This window comes from Bacillus sp. 220_BSPC (genome assembly GCF_001054655.1).
GTDB classification, from domain to species: Bacteria; Bacillota; Bacilli; order Bacillales; family DSM-1321; genus Peribacillus; species Peribacillus frigoritolerans.
Window position 1 is genome coordinate 87,463 of sequence record NZ_JVPL01000188.1, and the last position, 18,458, is coordinate 105,920.

Below are 18,458 nucleotides of genomic sequence, written 5' to 3' on the forward strand. Positions count from 1 at the left end.
ACTAATGATGATTGTGAAGTCTTGACGAAATCTGCATCGTCACGGCCGAACCATCTCAATACCTGCACGATTCATCTATCATTCAATGAATCAATGTGTTGCAATCTATGATTAATGCAACTTGACCATCACCAAGTATCGTAGCCCCGGATATGGCAAATGCACTGGTTAAATAATTGCCCAATGATTTCAGAACGATTTCCAGTTGCCCGATAAATGAATCTACAACTAATCCCGCTAATTTATCACCTTTTCTTACAATGACCACAGAGAGGGACTCTTCTTCTTCCTGATTGATAGGAACTTCAAATATATCTTTCAAGAACAGAAGCGGCAGAACCTTACCCCTGAAGTCAATGACTTGTTGATTATGGGCATTCATGATATCTGCTTTTTTTATGATTGCTGTTTCTATGATGGAAGAAAGCGGTATGGCATATTTTTCATTTTGGATGGCAACCATCATGACAGAAATTATGGACAATGTAAGCGGAAGCTGAATAAGGAAGATGGATCCTTCATTTTCTTTGGAATCGATCGTCACAGATCCACCAAGGGACTCAATGGTATTTTTAACTACATCCAGCCCCACACCGCGTCCCGATACATCTGAAATGGTTTCCGCTGTTGAGAAACCAGACGCGAATATCAATTCATAGATTTGCTTATCCGTTAGGGTGGCGGCAGTTTCCTTAGTTAATATCCCATTGGATAGCGCCTTGTTCAAGACTCGATCCTTATTGATTCCTGCGCCGTCATCCTCGATTTCAATGAAAACATGATTACCGCTGTGATATGCTTTTAACAGGATTTTCCCTTCTTCATTCTTCCCTTTCGCCAAACGTTCTTCAGGTGTTTCAATTCCATGATCCATGGCGTTCCTTATCAAATGTACGAGAGGATCACCGATTTCATCAATGACTGTACGATCAAGTTCCGTTTCGGCACCGTTGATTTCCAAATTGACTTTCTTGTTTAAGTCCCTTGCCAATTGACGTACCATTTTAGGAAAACGATTGAATACAGTTTCCACGGGCACCATCCGCATATTCAATACGATTGTTTGTAAATCACTGGTTATACGGGACATTCTTTCTACTGTTTCATGCAATTCTTGATTATCCAAATCACTGGAAATTTGATCAAGCCTGCCTCTATCGATTACTAGTTCCTCGAATAAGTTCATCAATATATCAAGCCGCTCTATGTTCACTCGAATGGTCTTGCTTGATGCCGTCTTAACGGGTGCCTGTTTTTTCTTATCATCATATTCCGTTGGAAGCTCGGCATTATTTGTCTCTTGTTTTGGGATTTCAGTAACTTTATAATCTTTAGAATGGGCGGCATACCGCAAGTGTTCAAGGTCAAGTGCAATTACGACAACTTGATCCACTTCGGAAACCTTCATGATTTTATTCTTTATCTCATCACTCGTTTCCCTTGTTACCACCGTGATGGTAAATCGCTGATCGAATTGCTCTTCTTCCAAAAGTTCGACGGGTGGGTGTGACTTGATTACTTCACAGGACTTTTCAAGCACCTCAAAAACCATAAACACCCTGGCAGCTTTTAAAAGACAGTCCTCACGCAACCCTATCGAAATTTCGAAGCTGCTGAATCCCTGATCCTTTGACTGCTGTAGTACTGTCCATTCAAATTCATCGTACTCTACAACAGTCATTTCCTCCTTTTCAAGGACGGCAGAAGCTGCCGCCACTTCTGCAATGATTGAAGAAACGGGCGACTCGCCTTTTTCAATCATTTCCAGCTGATGGACAACCCCCATCACATTTCTTTTTCCATCTCCACCTTCAGCAATGGACATGACCATCGCTTCTAAATCATCTACCGCTAAAAATATCACGTCAAACAATTCAGGCGAAAGAACGATTTGACTGTTTCGGATCGCATCCAAAACATTCTCCATTTTATGAGTTAAATTGGCTAGATCCTCATAACCCATAGTTGCTGACATTCCTTTTAAGGTATGGGCGGAACGAAAGATTTCGTTTACAATCGAGAGGTCTTCCGGGTTCTTTTCGAGTACCAGCAACTGTTCGCTGCATGTTTGAAGATGTTCTTTACTTTCTTCAATAAATACCTCTAAATACTGATTCATATCCATACAATCTCACACCTCCACGTGTTAACAATAGCTTATTACCGCTCTAGCTATTTTTTCTACATCCTCTATGCAATCTATTAACTTGGTATTGATTGCCGCCTTAGGCATACCAAAAACGATTGAAGTCTCCTGTGATTCGGCTATCGCTTTTAAAGGACCCTTTTTTTTCAGCTTGGTAAGCCCCTTTGACCCATCCATCCCCATCCCGGTCATAATAACGGCTATTTTCGCATAATCATTCATTTCACTCACCGATTCAATTAACACATCAACCGACGGGCGATGTCCATTACGCAATTCGGATTGATCCAAAAGGATTGCCCAGCTCATTCCGACTTTCCTCACTTTCAAGTGATAACCTCCAGGTGCGATGTAGGCGACACCTTTTTGAATCAGTTCTCCCTCTTCAGCTTCCTTCACTTTAATCTTGCATAACGAATTCAGGCGTGTTGCCAAGGATTTTGTGAAACCGGGGGGCATATGCTGGACAATGAGTATAGGAGCATCAATGTCTTCTGGAAGTCCTGTCAAGACAGTCTGCAGAGCTCTCGGGCCTCCTGTTGATGTACCGATGACTATAATTTTTTTGTATCCATAGAACCATTTTCTTCGGTTTTTTTCATTTATTGACGATAACATTGAATCTATTTTACTATATTTTCCCCAAACGGATGGGCTTCTTTCAATATTTCTCGCATTTTTTTCTAGTTTGTGAACATTTGCCCTGCTGGCAGCCATAACTTTTTCATGGAGTTCTTTCTTGATTTTATGTAAGTCCAATGAAATGGCTCCCGAAGGTTTAGCCACAAAATCAAAGGCTCCGCTGTTCATCGCGGCCAATGTATTTTCCGTTCCTTTTTTTGTTGTGCTTGATAACATGACTACAGCGATTGGACATTCATTCATGATCCGGTTTAATGCTTCCAACCCGTCCATAATCGGCATTTCCACATCCAAAGTCACGACATCGGGTTTTAAAGCCTTTATTTTTTCTATGGCATCTATTCCATTCCTGGCAGTCCCGATGACTTCCATCCTGTTATCTTCTGCCAAAAACTCTGAGATTAACTTTCTCATAAATGCAGAATCGTCCACTATCAGCACTTTTACTTTATCCATAGAAGGAGACCTACTTTCCAAAAAAATATCTCTTCATATTTTGGAGGAAACGGCTTTTTTGCAAAGTCAATTCTTCCCCAAATGAATGATTTTCATATCTCGAAGCAATGTCCATGATGGCTTTGGATACACCGGCTTCAGAATCGAAAAGGAGAAAGGGCATTTGTTTGGTAACAGATTGGGGTACGGTTCTATCATCTGGCAAGTAACCTAGAGCTACAGCTTCCAGACCTAAAAATTTCACTAGCGCATTTTGTAGCCGCTTAATCGTTTCTTTGCCGTCCTTACTCAGAAAACACGATTGCAAACTAGGAAGAATGGAATCTCTTTGTTTACTGAATGTATATATTTCATTGCGGAATATGCATCCATGATGGAAGTAGGTTCAGGCGTCGTGATAACGACCAATTCATCCACACATAACAGGAATTTCATGGAATCCTCAGTCATGCCTGCCCCCATATCAAATAAGATATAATCGTAATTTGCCAGCAATAAACTGAATTCTGCATTAAAGCGGGTATACTTATCTTCATCAAGTGAAAAGAGATTCGTCATCCCTGTTCCGCCTGTAATGATTGAAATATTTCCCGGTCCTGACATGATGATATCCTTCAACCTACATTCTTTTTCAAAAAAATCAATAATACTACAGGGCGAGTGTTCCCCGATCAAAATATCAAGATTCCCCATACCGATATCCATGTCGAACAACAGTACCTTTTTCCCACTTTGGGATAAGGCAATGGAAAAATTCAAAGAAAAGTTTGATTTTCCCACTCCACCTTTACCGCTTAAAATGGCAATCGTTTTGGCCATTGATTGATTTTGGCGGGCTTCCAATCTTCTTCGTAAATTCTCAGCTTGATCTTTCATATTTTTTAGCCCCAAAAGCCATTTTCATTAGCTGTGATGATGTAGCTATTTCAATATCGTCCGGTACATTCTGTCCATCTGTTATATAGGCGGCTCCTAATTTATGAGTGTGTATAAAATTGAATACAGGACCGAAAGTGGAAGTTTCGTCCGCTTTTGTAAAAATGACCTGTTTAAGCGGTATGGCAGCAAACTGTCGATAAATATCTTCCATATCCTTCTGTTTAGAAGTCAAAGACAACACTAAATAGGTTTCCATCTCATCTGTAAAATGGATGATTTCATTAAGATCCTTTACATATTGAGGGTTACGGAAATTCCTTCCGGCCGTATCAATAAAAACAAAATCATAATGGGAGAAGCGTTCAGCCGCCCTTTTGAAGTCTTCCAGATTATAAGCGACTTCTATGGGAACGTTTAAGATCTTGGCATATGTTTTAAGTTGATCTATTGCAGCAATCCTGTACGTATCTGTCGTAATGAAAGCCACCTTTTTATCATGCTTCAACATGGTTTCTGCAGCCACTTTTGCCAAGGTTGTCGTCTTTCCCACACCTGTCGGGCCAACAAAATTAATATACTTTTTTTGCAGCCCGGTTTTTCCATTATCGACCTTTTCCAAAATCCCGAACATGGCTTCTTCCAACCAAACTTGAACCTCTTCATCAGTGGATTGTTGTTTAAAAACGAACCATTTTTCAAGAAGTTCATCCATGATTTTGGACCGAAGTGAACGATCCACTTCCTGCTCGGATAGGTATTCATGCATTTTCTGTAGTTTCCCCGGATATTTTCGATCAGGAGAATAGACTTGCAAGCTCTTTATCATATCTTTCAAACCTTCGATTTCTTTTAATAAGGCAGCACTTTCCCTATTGCCTTCATTAGATTCAAGGGCATGACTTGCCATTTCCAGCTTTGATGGCAACTTCTTCGATTTTTGTTTGGTTACGGTTTGGTTAGACTGGGACATGGGGTCCATGGCTGCAATGACTTCAATATTCCTCTTCTTGAATAACCCTAAGAAACCACCAGTATATACAGCCTTTGAACTTAAGATTACCGCATCACTGCCTAGTTCCTCCCTTATTCGCTTCATTGCCTCGTTCATTGTTGGTGCCAAATATTTCTTTACTTTCAATCGAAATTCACCACCCCTACACTTTGTACTTCTACATTCGATTCGAGTTCATTGTATGAAAGAATCGGTACATTAGGAAAATAACGTTCAGTTAATTGCCGGGCATACATCCTTACTGCTGGAGAGCAGAGTAAAATCGGTTGGTGATCCATTAGGGTCAGCTCTTCCAATTTGGCTGCAATTGCCTCCAATATGGATTGCGATAGAGTTGGATCCAATGATAAAAAATTACCATGTTCGGTTTGCTGTACACCATCCGCGATGGTCTTCTCCACTTTCCCCGATAATGTTATGACTTTAATTCTATTTTCATCCGTAATAAAAGAATTCGTTATTTGTCTGGCTAAATTCTGCCTTACATACTCAGTAAGCAAATCTGTGTCAGTCGATAACTTGCCATAATCAGCAAGTGTTTCGAAAATGATCGGTAAGTTCCTTATTGAAACTTTTTCCTTCAATAATTTTGCCAATACCTTTTGTACATCTCCTATAGACAAAGGATTCGGAGTGACTTCCTCCACCAGTATAGGTGCCGATTCGTGAAGATGATCGATCAATTGTTTCGTTTCCTGCCTCCCCAATAATTCCTGCGCATTGGCCTTTATGACTTCCGTCAAATGAGTGGATACAACGCTTGGCGGGTCCACAACTGTATAACCCAACAACTCGGCATGTTCTTTCATGTCATCCGTGATCCACTTGGCTGGTAAACCGAAAGACGATTCTATTGTATCGATTCCTTCTATTGAATCATCCTCCATCCCCGGACTCATGGCCAAGAAATGATTAAGGAGCAATTCACCCTTTGCCATGACGCTTCCTTTAATCTTCAGCCGATACTCATTGGGATTCAACTGAATGTTATCACGTATTCTGACAACTGGGATCACGAGCCCCAATTCAATTGCAAGCTGCCTGCGGATCATGACGACCCTGTCCAGTAGGTCTCCCCCTTGATTGGCATCCGCAAGCGGAATCAATCCATATCCAAACTCAAATTCGATCGGGTCGACACTTAAAAGGTTAACGACGCTTTCTGGACTTTTCATTTCATCGGTTTCCAACACTTCTTCCATTTCTTGTATTTCACTTTCGTCCTGCTTCGGTATCCTTGAAATCGTATACCCACCAACGACTAATAAAGCAGCAATCGGAATGGTGAATAAGTCAGAAATGGGAGTGAATAACCCTAAAAGGAAAATGGTTGCTGCTGTTAGGTAAAGCATTTTGGGAAATTGAAATAACTGTTCAACAATATCCGCTCCGAGGTTTCCATTCGAGGCAGCCCGGGTTACAACTATTCCCGTAGCTGTAGAAATCAATAAAGCAGGTACCTGACTCACGATACCGTCACCAACCGATAACATGGAAAAATGGACGGCTGCTTCTCCAAAGCTCATGTCCAATTGCATGACGCCAATGATCATACCGAAAATCAAGTTAATGATGACAATGATGATGCCCGCTATGGCGTCCCCTTTAACAAACTTACTCGCTCCATCCATGGATCCATAAAAGTCTGCTTCGTTACTAATTTTTTCCCTTCTGGCACGTGCTTCGTTTTCGGAAATCATCCCAGCATTTAAATCTGCATCGATGGCCATCTGTTTCCCTGGCATCGCATCCAGCGTAAACCTTGCCGCCACCTCCGAGACCCGTTCGGAACCTTTCGTGATCACGATGAAATTGATGATGACCAAAATGATGAATACAACTAATCCTACAAGCACGTTACCGCCGACTACAAATGACCCAAAGGTTTCTACAACTCCCCCAGCATCACCATAGGTCAAAATGGCACGAGTCGTGGAAACATTCAACCCCAGCCTGAACAATGTCAGTAAAAGGAGCAAGGAAGGAAAGATTGAAAATTCGAGAGGTTCTTTCATATTCATCGTAGTCAATAGAACCAGCAACGCAAGAGAGATATTTAATAGGAGTAAAATACTTAACAACCATGTTGGCAATGGAATGACCAGCATGGCAACGATCATGATGACGCTCGATATAACAACTAAATCTCTTGCTCGCATGTTTTTTTCTCTCCTAACTAGCGGGTTACCTTATTACTTCTTTACAGTTTACCTTTGGTTTTATATACAAAGGCCAGTATTTCAGCGACCGCCTTAAAGAACTCTTCAGGTATCACCTGGCCTAATTCAGCCTGATCATATAAAGACCTGGCCAAAGGCCGATTTTCCACCATGATCACATCATTTTCTTTAGCAATGAATTTAATTTTCTGCGCAACAAAATCAACGCCCTTTGCCACTACATACGGAGCCTCAGCTTTTTCTTCATCATATTTTAAAGCAATGGCAAAATGCGTCGGGTTGGTGATGACGACATCCGCATCGGGAATTTCCTGCATCATTCTTTGAGCGGCCATCTGCCTCTGCTTTTGCTTTATCTTGGATTTGATGAGCGGGTCCCCTTCGGAATTTTTATACTCATCCTTAATATCCTGTTTGGACATCTTGATGTTTTTTTCAAAGTCATATTTTTGATACAAATAGTCCAATAGAGCAATGAACAATAAGGCCACGGCGGCATAAAATCCTACTTTTATCGTAATATCCGCCAATGTTGCCATTGCTTCTTCCACAGAAATCTGTGATAAGATCATAATCTCATCCATGCGCTGCCATAGTACATAGAAGGCAACAAAACCAACAAATGCTATTTTAAGAATGGATTTCAATAATTCAACAATGGCCCTCATTGAAAAAATACGCTTGAATCCTTTAATGGGATCCAATTTTTCAAGTTTGAACTGAATGGATTCAGTCGAAAACAAAAATCCGACTTGCATGACATTAGCCAATATCCCAGCCACTAACGCTGCTGCGAAAACGGGTCCCAGGATAAGGCCCATCTCCTTTAAAACCTCAATCATGATAATTTTCATATTTTCCTCGTTGAATCCATTCAAGGTAAAATGTTGCAGATAATCTTTCATGAGACCGAGCAGATGATTATACATGTACGGTCCCATAAGCAATAATACTGAAAACACTGCAAGTAAATTCACAGAGGTATTTACATCCTGACTCTTTGCCACCTGACCTTTTTTCTTCGAATCCTGACGTTTTTTGGGAGTCGCCTTTTCGGTCTTCTCACCTGCGAAAAACTGCAAATCCAACTGAAACCTCTCCACATCAAACGCCTCCAATCAACTGCATTAGATGACGCATGGTCAAAAGCAAGAAATTGAAGAGTTGGGTGACAACTGTCATCATCATCCCCATTACCAGTATGATAACCGCTAAGCCGGCAATGATTTTCACTGGAATTCCGACAACGAACACATTTAATTGAGGGACTGTCCTGGCAAGGATCCCCAGTGTGACATCCACTAAGAAAATACTTCCCACTACAGGTATGGACATTTGAAAAGCAATCATGAAAGCTTTGCTGAAAGCTTTGGCCAAATATTCTATCAGTGCATGATCTCCGAATGGTACAAATAATTGGTCAATCGGGATGAACTGATAACTATAAAAAATTCCATCCAAAAGCAAATGATGACCGTTAGTGCTCAATAGGAATAATAAAGCGACCGTATAAAGGTATTGTCCCATCAACGGGCTTTGTGCCCCCGTTTGGGGGTCGATGACATTCGCTATTGAAAAACCCATTTGGAAATCAATCAATCCGCCAGCGACTTGAACGGCCGACAAAATCATATACGCTGCAAACCCAATGAAAAGGCCAACAAGCGCTTCTTTCATGATCAATAAATAAAACGTCACATCCAATTCCAGAACCGGAGCATCGATGGTGTAGTACATGATCCAGGCAAGGAAGATTCCAAGCCCGACCCGATGTTGTACCGGTATTGAACGGTACGAAAAAATCGGCATGGCCACGAAAAACGTAGTGACCCGGACTACAATTAATAAAAAGGCGGGAAAGTGCGGAAATAATTCCTCCATGCCCTACCCTACAAATCGGTTCAGATTGCCGAATATTTCATTTGCATATGATAATAGGTGGCTCAGCATCCATGGAGCCAATAAAATGAGTCCCAATAAGACTGCGACGATTTTCGGAACAAATGCCAAGGTTTGTTCCTGAATCTGTGTAGTCGCCTGAAAGATGCTTACTACTAGTCCTACAATAAGAGCGATTACCATCAATGGACCGGCAATTATCAATACCATATAAATTCCTTTTTCTGCTATATCAATAACAAAATCTGCACTCATTTTTTCTCACCTGCTTAAAAACTCTGTAATAAAGACTTCACCACTAAATACCATCCATCAACAAGAATGAAAAGGAGGATTTTAAATGGCAGGGAAATCATGACTGGCGGCAACATCATCATCCCCATCGACATCAGAACACTTGCAACGACCATATCAATAACCAAAAAAGGAATGAAAATCATGAAGCCAATTTGAAAAGCTGTTTTGATTTCACTTATTGCAAAAGCAGGTACAAAGGCAGTCAAGGGAATGTCCTGTATCGTTTCAGGCTTATCCACCTTGGCATAACCCAAAAATAACGCCAAATCCTTTTGCCTTGTATGGGCACTCATGAATTCCTTGAATGGTATCGAGGCCTGTACATATGCCTCTTCTAAATCTATCTCTTCATTAAATAATGGGGTTAATGCCTTTTCATTCACTTCCTGAAAAGTCGGTGCCATTATGAAAAATGTCATGAAAAGTGCCAAGCCGACCAACACCTGATTCGGCGGCATCTGCTGTGTAGCTAGCGATGTTCTCACAAAGCTCAGGACAATGATGATTCTTGTAAAACAGGTCATCAAGATCAATATGCTTGGAGCCAGCGATAAGACAGTCATCAGAAGAACAAGTTTGACGGAAGTAGAGACATTAGTGGGATCACTGTTATTAAAAAACTCCATGAACTCATTCATTCATTGTCTCTTCCTTTCCTATCAAGCTCCTTTAACAGCTTTTTCCTGCTATCAGACATTTGATCAAGTTGACTTTTGAACTCTGCAGAGAAACTAGCGGTTTCTGAACCGCTTTTCTTCAACCACTTATTTTTCAACTTCATTGCAAGTTCCCCAGGCTGGATCATTTGATCGATCTTATCGTTGTGATCTTTCAAAAGCTGTTCATATTCCTCGGGTTCATCTATTTCTTTCAAAAGCTGAATATTCTCGCCGACCCCGATCACCAATATTCGCCCGCCGACCTTAACAAGCTGAACAGAACGGTTTGCACCAAGGGCCGTACCGCCTAAATTCTCCACTGAATTTGCCTTTTGATACGATTTACTTTTTTTATTAATGAACTTTAATAGGATATATAGAAGGGCCACTACAAAAATAGTAGCAAATATCATCCTCAGAAACTCCCAAACGGTTATCCCCACTTTGTCAGAATTCGTTGCCTGTTTGGTAGATTTCGAGTCTATTGATTCACCTTTATCCACCTTTAAATCATCTGGCTGTTCATAAACATCCTTCACTGTTTTTTCAAGATCTTCCGCATGGGCCTGAATGGCCCCAGAGAAGAATACTGCTATCATCAGTGAGAACTGAAGCCATTTTTTAATTAATACCAATATGAAGACACCCTCTTAACTTAATGCTTTATTTATGGCTTCCAAAACACGGTCTGCCTGGAATGGCTTCACGATAAAGTCTTTTGCACCCGCCTGGATCGCATCGATGACCATGGCTTGCTGCCCCATCGCTGAACACATGATGACCTTAGCTTGAGGATTTATCTTTTTAATTTCCTTTAACGCTGTAATACCATCCATTTCGGGCATGGTAATATCCATCGTTACAAGATCCGGATGGGTTTCTTTATATTTATCCACTGCTTGGGCGCCATCTGCTGCTTCCCCGACTATTTCAAAACCATTTTTAGAAAGGATATCCTTTATCATCATTCTCATAAATGCTGCATCATCCACAATTAAAATTTTATTAGCCATTATTTTAGTCCCCCAAATTATTTTATTTTATTTAATCGTTCACTTTGGCTCATGATATCCGTAACACGCACTCCAAAGTTTTCATCAATCACCACTACCTCACCTTTTGCTATCAAGCGGCTGTTTACCAGGATATCCACTGGCTCTCCTGCTAATTTATCCAATTCGATGATCGATCCGGAGGAAAGCTCCAAAATATCCTTTACGGAGCGCTTCGTTCTTCCAAGTTCCACAGTCACTTGCAAGGGGATATCCATCAGCATGCTGAGATTTTTCGTTTCAGGCTCCTGAAGCTGATAAGGCTGGAAACTAGTGAAACTGGCAGGCTGAACATTCACCGGCTGTCCTGTTGGTACGGATGAAACTCCAAAATGTTGTGGTACATTCGGTATTTGGTTCATGGGTTGGGCTTGATGACCGCCTTGTCCATAAGTTTCATTTACCGATCGATCAGTCCGGTTATCCTGGAATGGTGCCGGCTCCTGAGTCGGAATGTTCATTTCTGGATCACTCAGTGCTTTTTGCGTATTCATATCGGCAGGTTGGCTTTCGCCCGTCCCATTTAATAATTCAGAAACTAACCCTTTAGCAAACTCTAACGGCAACAATTGCATGATGCTGGAGTCAATTAAGTTACCGACACGGAGGCGGAACGAGATTTTTGCAAATAAATCCTCGTCAGGTATCGCATTTTCACCAACACCATTTAAAAAGTTAAGTAAATCTACGCTAGGTGGTGAAATATCCACTTTTTTACTGAAAATGGTCGACATGGATGTCGCAGCAGAACCCATCATTTGGTTCATGGCTTCCTGGACAGCACTCAATTGAATTTCCCCAAGAAGGTCAGAAGGATTCCCCCCATCTCCGCCAAGCATCAAATCTGCAATGATAGCTGCATCGCTCTGCTTGATTACCAGCATATTTATACCTGAAAAACCTTCTGTATATTGCACTTGAATCGCTACGTACGGATGCGGGAATTCTTCCGCGATCTGCCCCCTTTCAATTAAAGTAACCGTCGGGGTGGTGATATCCACTTTCTGATTCAACAACGTGGATAGAGCAGTGGCCGAACTTCCGAAGGAGATATTACCAATTTCACCGAGGGTGTCGAGTTCCATCATTGATAAATAATCATCAATCGAAAGAGGGAACACCTCATCCTCTATATCACTTGTACCTTTTAAAAGGGCATCTATCTCGTCTTGTGAAAGCATTCCATCACTTACCATCTTCGTCTCCCCCTTTCAAAATATCAAGAATCTGGATAGCATGTTTTTTTCCTACTTTTCCTGGCTGCCCGCTGTATTTCGGGATCCCTCCAATGGTAATCGTCAAAGGTTCATCGATTGCCTTATTTAAATCGATGACATCGCCAACATCAAGCAGCAAAAAATCCTCGATGGTGATGTCCGTGGAACCAAGCTCGGATATAATGGGAAGATCTGCGTTTCGGATACGGTTTTCCAAAATCATGATTTCCTCCGGGATTTTTTCCTTTTGGGAATTTCCCATCCAATAATGAGCGGACAACTTTGGTATGATCGGTTCCAATACGACGTGAGGAATGCAAACATTAATCATTCCGCTCGTTTCTCCGATTTGTGTATTCAAGGAAATGACCACAACTGTATCGTTGGGTGAAACCAGCTGCAGGAATTGTGGATTCACCTCGAACTCAGTCATCACCGGGTCTATGTCAACAATCGTTCCCCAAGCCTCCTGTAAATTCTCAAAAGCCTTCTCGAATAAATTCGACATGATTTTCGTTTCTATTTCCGTTAAACTATCCACCTTATTCACGCTTATGCCCCGCCCGCCCAAAACGCGATCCATCATGGAATATGCGATATTCGGGTTGACCTCAAGAATGATTCGGCCATCCAAGGGCGGCACCTCAAAAACATTAATGATAGTCATTTTCGGAATCGATCGGATAAATTCTTCGTATGGTATTTGATCTGCAGAAGCAACGGATATTTGGACATATGTTCTGAGCTGAGCAGAAAAGTATGTGGTCAGCAGCCTGGCAAAGTTCTCGTGTATCCTTGTCAAACTCCGGATTTGATCCTTTGAAAACCGAAGCGCCCTTTTAAAGTCGTATACTTTCACTCTTTTTTCTACTTCTTCTTTTTTTAAATCATCTGCATCCATTTCCCCCGTGGAAATGGCCGATAACAAAGCATCGATTTCATTTTGCGATAATATTTCCCCGGACATTAACACTCACCTCCAAAGCTTCCCCTTCTAATTTAATGAAGCAAGGATGTTCTTATTGCAGAATCGAGGAAGTTATATAAACCTTTTCAACTTTTCCTTCTTCCATTAATTCATTCACTCTAGTCTTTAAAGCTTCCTGAAGCTTTTCCTTGCCTTTTTTACCGGTTAACTCTTCCGCTTTCATTTCGGATAGTTCGGTAATGATGATATTTTTCACTTGAAAATTTCTTTTTTCCAACTCTTCTTTTGCTTTTTTATTTTCTGTTTGGACCATAAATGAGATTTTAATATAATCATTGCCTGCAAGATTCGTAGTAATTTCAGGAACCTCCACTAATGATTCCACAATTTCGTCAATGCTAGGTTTATCTTCGGCAGATGTGGGTTCAGATAACTTTGTCACAACCACGACCGCTATGACACCAACAAGCGTTATAGCCACGAGTATAATCAACATAATAGTCAATAGGTTTTTTTTCATGAACTTTCCTCCACATCCTTACGAAAACCGAGAACATTAACGGTACGATAAAATTGTATGATAGCTGCAACCAGTTCCTCTTCCTTCTCTAGCACAACGATTTTCTTACCATTTGTAAAAGTAATGGTCGTATCTGGCAATGACTCGACCGTGTCTATGTACAATGCATTTATATGAAAGCATTTGCCATTGAGCCTTCTGACTTTGATAATGATATTTAGGAGCCAGAGCAAAAGACCTGGCTCCTCCCTCCCTTAACCTATCGTTTTAAGTTAACTAATTCCTGTAAAATTTCATCCGACGTCGTAATGATCCTGGAATTCGACTGGAAACCACGTTGAGCAACGATCATTTCAGTAAATTCTTCGGATAAATCCACATTGGACATTTCCAATGAACCTGATGCAATCACACCGCGCCCCTCACCTGCGATATTGATGTTTGCAGTACCTGAATTGATTGATTCCTGAAAAGTATTACCACCCGTTTTCGTCAAGCCTGATGCATTGGAAAACTTGGCAACGGCCAGTTGGCCTAAGGTTGTGATAAGTCCATTGGAATAAACGCCATTTATTTCGCCTGACGAACCAATATTAAAACTTTCCAGTTTACCTTCTTTATTACCGTCCGGATTGACAAGAGCAGTAGTGGAACCTTTAACTTGAGTGAGGTTCGAGAAATCAAAATCCAAATTAACTTTTTGAACGCTTTCATCAACTGCTGTATCCGAGTCATCCTCATTGCCGCTTGAAATGTTAATGGTTTGACCTGTCTGGGTTTTATCTGCTGCCACAATCTGACCATTACCATCGAAATTCACTGAAGTGAACGGCTTTGGTTTAGTTGCTGAGGTATCCCCCAAAGCAGCAGGTTCTTCATCAAATAGCTCCCATTTATCATCACCGTTTTTTTGGAAATAGATAGTTGCCGTTTGTTCTTTTCCCTTTTCATCCACAACTTTCATTTGCTGGCTAAATACGGTACCATCAATTGCGTCAGAAGCTAGATTTCCACTTACTGATATTTTAGTAGTGGTAATGGCAGGTAAAATCGCATTGACGTTAACAGCAACGTCGCCAATCGTTTTTGATCGTTTCCCGTTTTCATCAATCTTGTATGCCTGTACTTTCAAACCATTCGCGTTTACAAGCGTACCATTATCATCCAGATAAAAGTTACCTGCACGTGTATATGAAAGAGAATCACCTTGCTTGACGACAAAATAGCCATCACCGGATATCCCTAAATCAAGATCGCGGCCGGTGGTTTGAAGGCTTGACTGTGTATGGATCGTATCGATTGTAGCAATCGTGGAGCCCAATCCAATTTGTTTGGAATTGGTTCCGCCTTTATTGGCTGTTGCTGCACTTGCACCAGATACCGTTTGGTTCATCGCATCACTGAATGTCACACGGCTTTTTTTGAAACCATATGTATTGACATTGGCAACGTTATTACCGATAACATCCAATTTTGTTTGTAAGTTTTTTAATCCGCTTATTCCCGAATACATTGAACGAAGCATGTAAAAGCTCCCCTTTCATATAACGACTGCTTCCGTCATTCCGCAGTCCAGGCTTCCTTTTCCAGGTCCAGCCTATTTATCTATAATTATGGTTCCATTGATTTCGTGAAAATTTGTGATGTTGCTTCATCTCTGTCCATTACCGTGAAGGCCTTGGTGTTTTCCGTGCCTATGAGTGCCGCATTAGCTTTAATGAAAAAGGGCTTCGGTTACCCCCATCTTTTTGGTCTCATTGGCTTTATGGGCTATTTTGTCCCAAGTTTGCGGTGCTATATCTGTATTGACTCATCAGTAATTGAGCATGTTTACTAATGGTCTATTTTTCATTTGTGAAGACAGCAGCTTGAAAATGCTGTCGAAAGCCTTGTGGGATCATTTGCCTTTGCCTAAACTGTAATTTGGTTTGTGACAGCAGCTGAGCGGAATCTTCTTGAAAACCAAGTTTATTCATATTCTGCCCCTTAAGCTTCAGCGATTTTTATCAATTGCCCTGATGATAACTTGGTTTTGTTTTCATCATCCACTTCAATTTGCAGCTTGCCATTACTCATGGATACCGAGATTACGACAGCGGACGACTCTCCACTTTTTTCGTCCATCCAGGAAACGCGCTTGCCTATTAATTCACTTGCCGCCGTCAGGCTATTCGCCGTGGAACTTGTTTGTTTCATTGCCGAAATATTTGCGGGTTCAAGCTTTGTGCCATCTTCTAAAAGAAAATAAACACCATCCCCCTTATATTGGATGGATTTAACGATGCCTGTCCCTTCTTCTATCGCAAGGTCGTCATCTCCCTCATCCAATTTGTGCCAAGTTACTTCCTTTCCTACAAAAGAGTTATAGTTCATTAAACTATTTTGTTGATTGATCCCAATTATTTCTTCCAATTGGGCTCCCATATTCATCATCTGTTCCAGAGAAGAAAAAGTGGCCATTTGGGCGATGAATTCCGTATTATCCATCGGACTTGAAGGATCTTGGTTTTGAAGCTGGGTAAGCAACAATTTCAAGAAATCATCTTTTCCCAATGCATCCCCGGCTTTTCTGTTTTCAGTTTGAGATTTTGGTAATAATAGCGACGTATCGATGGTCGTCATTTTTTCACCTACACTTCCAGATTTAACAGAGCATCGGCAAGGGATCCCATAAACTCGCTTTCCGCCTCATCATTGTTTTCTTCCTTACTCTCCTGTTGTTCATTATGTTCTTCCGCATCTTTCTGGCTGAATTTCTCAGAGTTAAAAGCATTGAAGGCCTGTGATATTTCAATTCTTTCAATTTGAATGTTTTGTCCGCTAAAGGCGTGTTTTAAACCATGAATCTGATTCTCCAGCATATCTTTGGCCTGGGAAGTAGTAGCCAGAATCTTGGCTGACAGCATGCCATCCTTTTGAATCAACTCGATCCTTAGGGACCCTAAATGTTCAGGATTCAATCTGATCAACAGTTTATTTACACCGTTAGTTCCGCTAAAGTTAGCCTTACTTAAAATATTTTCAAATTGCTTAACAAACTCTTCTTGACTGACGGTTTGCTCACCTTTTGGAGCTGCCAAGACGAATTGTTCCAGCTTTGTCATGAGAAAAGGCATACCAGGCCCTTGATGTTTACCACTATCCGTACTTTGCAAAGTCACACCGCTGCCCACTGTCCCGTCCTTATTTACCTTGTCACTCCCGGATAATTGCGAGAATGCGCTTTTCAATGTTTCCATGGCTTTAGTTTGCCCTTTCTCCAACGTGTTAAAAGATCGGTCAATTTCTGATTTAGACTGATTGGACAGCCATTTCTCCAGCTTTCCCGTTATCCCTTCAAGCAGGCGTTTCATTTGTTTCTGGATGGCCGCTTCATCTTGTGTCACATCCTTATTCTCCGAGAGAAGATCTTGAATTTTTACCAGTTTCAAAAGATTCACCACACCAGATAAGGGTAGGTCTTGCCATTCTTCTTCGCTCAATGCAGTAACTTTTTTCAGGATTGTATACAGTTCCATGACATTGGCAGATAACAAACTTTGTGGATTCAGGCTGAAGTCATCCACTTCTTGTTCTAAATCCAATTCCTCGATTCTCGCTAAGAAATCAGCAAGGGCATCCTCATCATTCCCAGCTACGTTTGTTAGGATCTGTAAAATATGGTTGTTGTCTTGTTGGTTTACTATAGGGGCAACGGCTGCACTCTCTTCCCCTGTATCACTCAACCTTTCAAGTTTCAAAAAAACAAGCAAATCCTTTATTACAGACATTCGTCCTTCAGTGATGGCTACCATATCCGATTGAATGGGGGGTTCTGCCCCCATGGCTGATTGAAGGACGGAACCAAACCCTGAATTAGTTTGCTGATTTGCCTTAATTGGTACCTTTAGATTCAATGATGCCAAAGGAAGTACAAAATTAATGGCTAAATTCATCTATTCACCTCCTCACTCCTTCCGCTTAAGAACCTTGTTCCGTTAGTTTCTTCGTTAATCTTGCAGCATCAGCTGTTGTCATTTGCTCCAAAACCTTAGCTAAAGTGGCTGCTTTCATACTTGAAAGAATATTCACTGCATCTTCATCATTCATTTCTGTAATGATAGGTGCAGCTCTCTTGGGGGCCATCGTTTCATAAGTACGGATTATATCTTTGAACGCTTGTTTACTATTATTCTGACTATCCTTAAGTTGATTCATTTCTGTTTGAAGCTGCTGTTTTTCCACTTCTGCCTTCGCAATGGCCTTGTCACGTGTATCAATGATGCCCTCAAGCTTTTCTATCTCTTTTTCCTTATTTTCAATCTCGGTTTCTAATTTTTCGAGCTTCATGGAAACTTTCTCATCATTTTTCACTGTTTTACCATTCTTTTCACCCTTTTGATCCGATTCAATGAAGGGTATTTTCGCCGACATTTCCTTTGCCTTTTCCACTACATTCACCCCTGCAACGGTAAAAACGATCAACGCTACAGTTACCGCAAAGATTAATGGAATGAAGATGACAAGAAACCATTGAAACTTGCTTATCTTGCTTTCTTCCAATTCATTAGATTCACTTTTTTTACGCATTC

General features: G+C 41.0%; 20 protein-coding genes. All 20 read right to left on the reverse strand.

Annotated features, from left to right (window positions below; translation table 11 throughout):
- Positions 1 to 82: 82 nt before the first annotated feature.
- On the reverse strand, positions 83 to 2,125 hold the full coding sequence (locus ADA55_RS14055) for a chemotaxis protein CheA (protein ID WP_048684803.1): 2,043 nt from the start codon (positions 2,123 to 2,125) through the stop codon (positions 83 to 85).
- Positions 2,126 to 2,146: 21 nt separating this feature from the next.
- Positions 2,147 to 3,244 (reverse strand): protein-glutamate methylesterase/protein-glutamine glutaminase, encoded by a 1,098-nt coding sequence (locus tag ADA55_RS14060; protein WP_048684944.1) that lies wholly within the window; start codon positions 3,242 to 3,244, stop codon positions 2,147 to 2,149.
- 288 nt (positions 3,245 to 3,532) lie between these two features.
- Positions 3,533 to 4,120 carry an AAA family ATPase gene (locus ADA55_RS14065; RefSeq protein ID WP_053087410.1) on the reverse strand — a complete coding sequence of 196 codons (588 nt, stop codon included), beginning with the start codon at positions 4,118 to 4,120 and terminating at the stop codon, positions 3,533 to 3,535.
- Positions 4,104 to 5,261, reverse strand: a complete 1,158-nt coding sequence (gene flhF, locus ADA55_RS14070; protein ID WP_048684806.1) for a flagellar biosynthesis protein FlhF — start codon at positions 5,259 to 5,261, stop codon at positions 4,104 to 4,106. Before flhF ends, ADA55_RS14065 begins: the two co-directional genes overlap by 17 nt.
- Positions 5,258 to 7,294: a flagellar biosynthesis protein FlhA gene (gene flhA, locus ADA55_RS14075; protein ID WP_048684809.1), complete on the reverse strand. Its 2,037-nt coding sequence runs from the start codon at positions 7,292 to 7,294 to the stop codon at positions 5,258 to 5,260. The genes flhF and flhA overlap by 4 nt, the downstream gene beginning before the upstream one ends.
- Positions 7,295 to 7,335: 41 nt before the next feature.
- On the reverse strand, positions 7,336 to 8,418 hold the full coding sequence (flhB, locus tag ADA55_RS14080) for a flagellar biosynthesis protein FlhB (RefSeq protein WP_048684811.1): 1,083 nt from the start codon (positions 8,416 to 8,418) through the stop codon (positions 7,336 to 7,338).
- A 1-nt stretch (position 8,419) separates the two neighbouring features.
- On the reverse strand, positions 8,420 to 9,196 hold the full coding sequence (gene fliR / locus ADA55_RS14085; protein WP_048684815.1) for a flagellar biosynthetic protein FliR: 777 nt from the start codon (positions 9,194 to 9,196) through the stop codon (positions 8,420 to 8,422).
- A 3-nt stretch (positions 9,197 to 9,199) separates the two neighbouring features.
- On the reverse strand, positions 9,200 to 9,469 hold the full coding sequence (gene fliQ, locus ADA55_RS14090; RefSeq protein WP_048684818.1) for a flagellar biosynthesis protein FliQ: 270 nt from the start codon (positions 9,467 to 9,469) through the stop codon (positions 9,200 to 9,202).
- Between the two features lie 14 nt (positions 9,470 to 9,483).
- A complete protein-coding gene (gene fliP / locus ADA55_RS14095) occupies positions 9,484 to 10,149 on the reverse strand; it encodes a flagellar type III secretion system pore protein FliP (protein ID WP_048684821.1) in 666 nt (221 codons plus the stop codon).
- On the reverse strand, positions 10,146 to 10,805 hold the full coding sequence (locus ADA55_RS14100) for a flagellar biosynthetic protein FliO (protein WP_048684824.1): 660 nt from the start codon (positions 10,803 to 10,805) through the stop codon (positions 10,146 to 10,148). The genes fliP and ADA55_RS14100 overlap by 4 nt, the downstream gene beginning before the upstream one ends.
- A 15-nt stretch (positions 10,806 to 10,820) precedes the next feature.
- On the reverse strand, positions 10,821 to 11,183 hold the full coding sequence (locus tag ADA55_RS14105) for a response regulator (RefSeq protein ID WP_048684828.1): 363 nt from the start codon (positions 11,181 to 11,183) through the stop codon (positions 10,821 to 10,823).
- A 17-nt stretch (positions 11,184 to 11,200) separates the two neighbouring features.
- Entirely contained in the window at positions 11,201 to 12,418 is a 1,218-nt protein-coding gene (gene fliY / locus ADA55_RS14110; RefSeq protein ID WP_048684832.1) for a flagellar motor switch phosphatase FliY, read from the reverse strand.
- Positions 12,408 to 13,406 (reverse strand): flagellar motor switch protein FliM, encoded by a 999-nt coding sequence (gene fliM, locus ADA55_RS14115; protein ID WP_048684834.1) that lies wholly within the window; start codon positions 13,404 to 13,406, stop codon positions 12,408 to 12,410. Before fliM ends, fliY begins: the two co-directional genes overlap by 11 nt.
- 52 nt (positions 13,407 to 13,458) lie before the next feature.
- The gene (gene fliL / locus ADA55_RS14120) at positions 13,459 to 13,887 is read right to left on the reverse strand and encodes a flagellar basal body-associated protein FliL (RefSeq protein WP_048684838.1); all 429 of its coding nucleotides are present in this window, start codon (positions 13,885 to 13,887) and stop codon (positions 13,459 to 13,461) included.
- Complete coding sequence (locus tag ADA55_RS14125) at positions 13,884 to 14,120, reverse strand: flagellar FlbD family protein (protein WP_207117682.1); 237 nt, start codon at positions 14,118 to 14,120, stop codon at positions 13,884 to 13,886. Before ADA55_RS14125 ends, fliL begins: the two co-directional genes overlap by 4 nt.
- A 26-nt stretch (positions 14,121 to 14,146) precedes the next feature.
- A complete protein-coding gene (locus ADA55_RS14130; RefSeq protein ID WP_048684841.1) occupies positions 14,147 to 15,412 on the reverse strand; it encodes a flagellar hook protein FlgE in 1,266 nt (421 codons plus the stop codon).
- A 316-nt stretch (positions 15,413 to 15,728) separates the two neighbouring features.
- Positions 15,729 to 15,863, reverse strand: a complete 135-nt coding sequence (locus tag ADA55_RS31025) for a hypothetical protein (RefSeq protein ID WP_260088753.1) — start codon at positions 15,861 to 15,863, stop codon at positions 15,729 to 15,731.
- Positions 15,864 to 15,873: 10 nt separating this feature from the next.
- Positions 15,874 to 16,509 carry a flagellar hook assembly protein FlgD gene (gene flgD / locus ADA55_RS14135; RefSeq protein ID WP_048684848.1) on the reverse strand — a complete coding sequence of 212 codons (636 nt, stop codon included), beginning with the start codon at positions 16,507 to 16,509 and terminating at the stop codon, positions 15,874 to 15,876.
- Positions 16,510 to 16,517: 8 nt separating this feature from the next.
- Positions 16,518 to 17,822: a flagellar hook-length control protein FliK gene (locus tag ADA55_RS14140; protein WP_048684850.1), complete on the reverse strand. Its 1,305-nt coding sequence runs from the start codon at positions 17,820 to 17,822 to the stop codon at positions 16,518 to 16,520.
- Between the two features lie 25 nt (positions 17,823 to 17,847).
- A complete protein-coding gene (locus ADA55_RS14145; protein ID WP_048684853.1) occupies positions 17,848 to 18,456 on the reverse strand; it encodes a MotE family protein in 609 nt (202 codons plus the stop codon).
- Between the last annotated feature and the right edge of the window lie 2 nt (positions 18,457 to 18,458).

Bases quoted from the DNA above. Each gene is read 5' to 3' on its own strand.
- fliQ (WP_048684818.1), bottom strand. From the start codon at position 9,469: ATGAGTGCAGATTTTGTTATTGATATAGCAGAAAAAGGAATTTATATG.
- ADA55_RS14140 (WP_048684850.1), bottom strand. From the start codon at position 17,822: ATGAATTTAGCCATTAATTTTGTACTTCCTTTGGCATCATTGAATCTA.
- fliP (WP_048684821.1), bottom strand. From the start codon at position 10,149: ATGAATGAGTTCATGGAGTTTTTTAATAACAGTGATCCCACTAATGTC.
- ADA55_RS14065 (WP_053087410.1), bottom strand. From the start codon at position 4,120: ATGAAAGATCAAGCTGAGAATTTACGAAGAAGATTGGAAGCCCGCCAA.
- ADA55_RS14055 (WP_048684803.1), bottom strand. From the start codon at position 2,125: ATGGATATGAATCAGTATTTAGAGGTATTTATTGAAGAAAGTAAAGAA.
- fliR (WP_048684815.1), bottom strand. From the start codon at position 9,196: ATGGAGGAATTATTTCCGCACTTTCCCGCCTTTTTATTAATTGTAGTC.
- flgD (WP_048684848.1), bottom strand. From the start codon at position 16,509: ATGACGACCATCGATACGTCGCTATTATTACCAAAATCTCAAACTGAA.
- flhA (WP_048684809.1), bottom strand. From the start codon at position 7,294: ATGCGAGCAAGAGATTTAGTTGTTATATCGAGCGTCATCATGATCGTT.
- ADA55_RS14145 (WP_048684853.1), bottom strand. From the start codon at position 18,456: ATGCGTAAAAAAAGTGAATCTAATGAATTGGAAGAAAGCAAGATAAGC.
- fliY (WP_048684832.1), bottom strand. From the start codon at position 12,418: ATGGTAAGTGATGGAATGCTTTCACAAGACGAGATAGATGCCCTTTTA.
- ADA55_RS31025 (WP_260088753.1), bottom strand. From the start codon at position 15,863: ATGAATAAACTTGGTTTTCAAGAAGATTCCGCTCAGCTGCTGTCACAA.
- ADA55_RS14105 (WP_048684828.1), bottom strand. From the start codon at position 11,183: ATGGCTAATAAAATTTTAATTGTGGATGATGCAGCATTTATGAGAATG.
- ADA55_RS14060 (WP_048684944.1), bottom strand. From the start codon at position 3,244: ATGGATAAAGTAAAAGTGCTGATAGTGGACGATTCTGCATTTATGAGA.
- fliL (WP_048684838.1), bottom strand. From the start codon at position 13,887: ATGAAAAAAAACCTATTGACTATTATGTTGATTATACTCGTGGCTATA.
- ADA55_RS14130 (WP_048684841.1), bottom strand. From the start codon at position 15,412: ATGCTTCGTTCAATGTATTCGGGAATAAGCGGATTAAAAAACTTACAA.
- fliM (WP_048684834.1), bottom strand. From the start codon at position 13,406: ATGTCCGGGGAAATATTATCGCAAAATGAAATCGATGCTTTGTTATCG.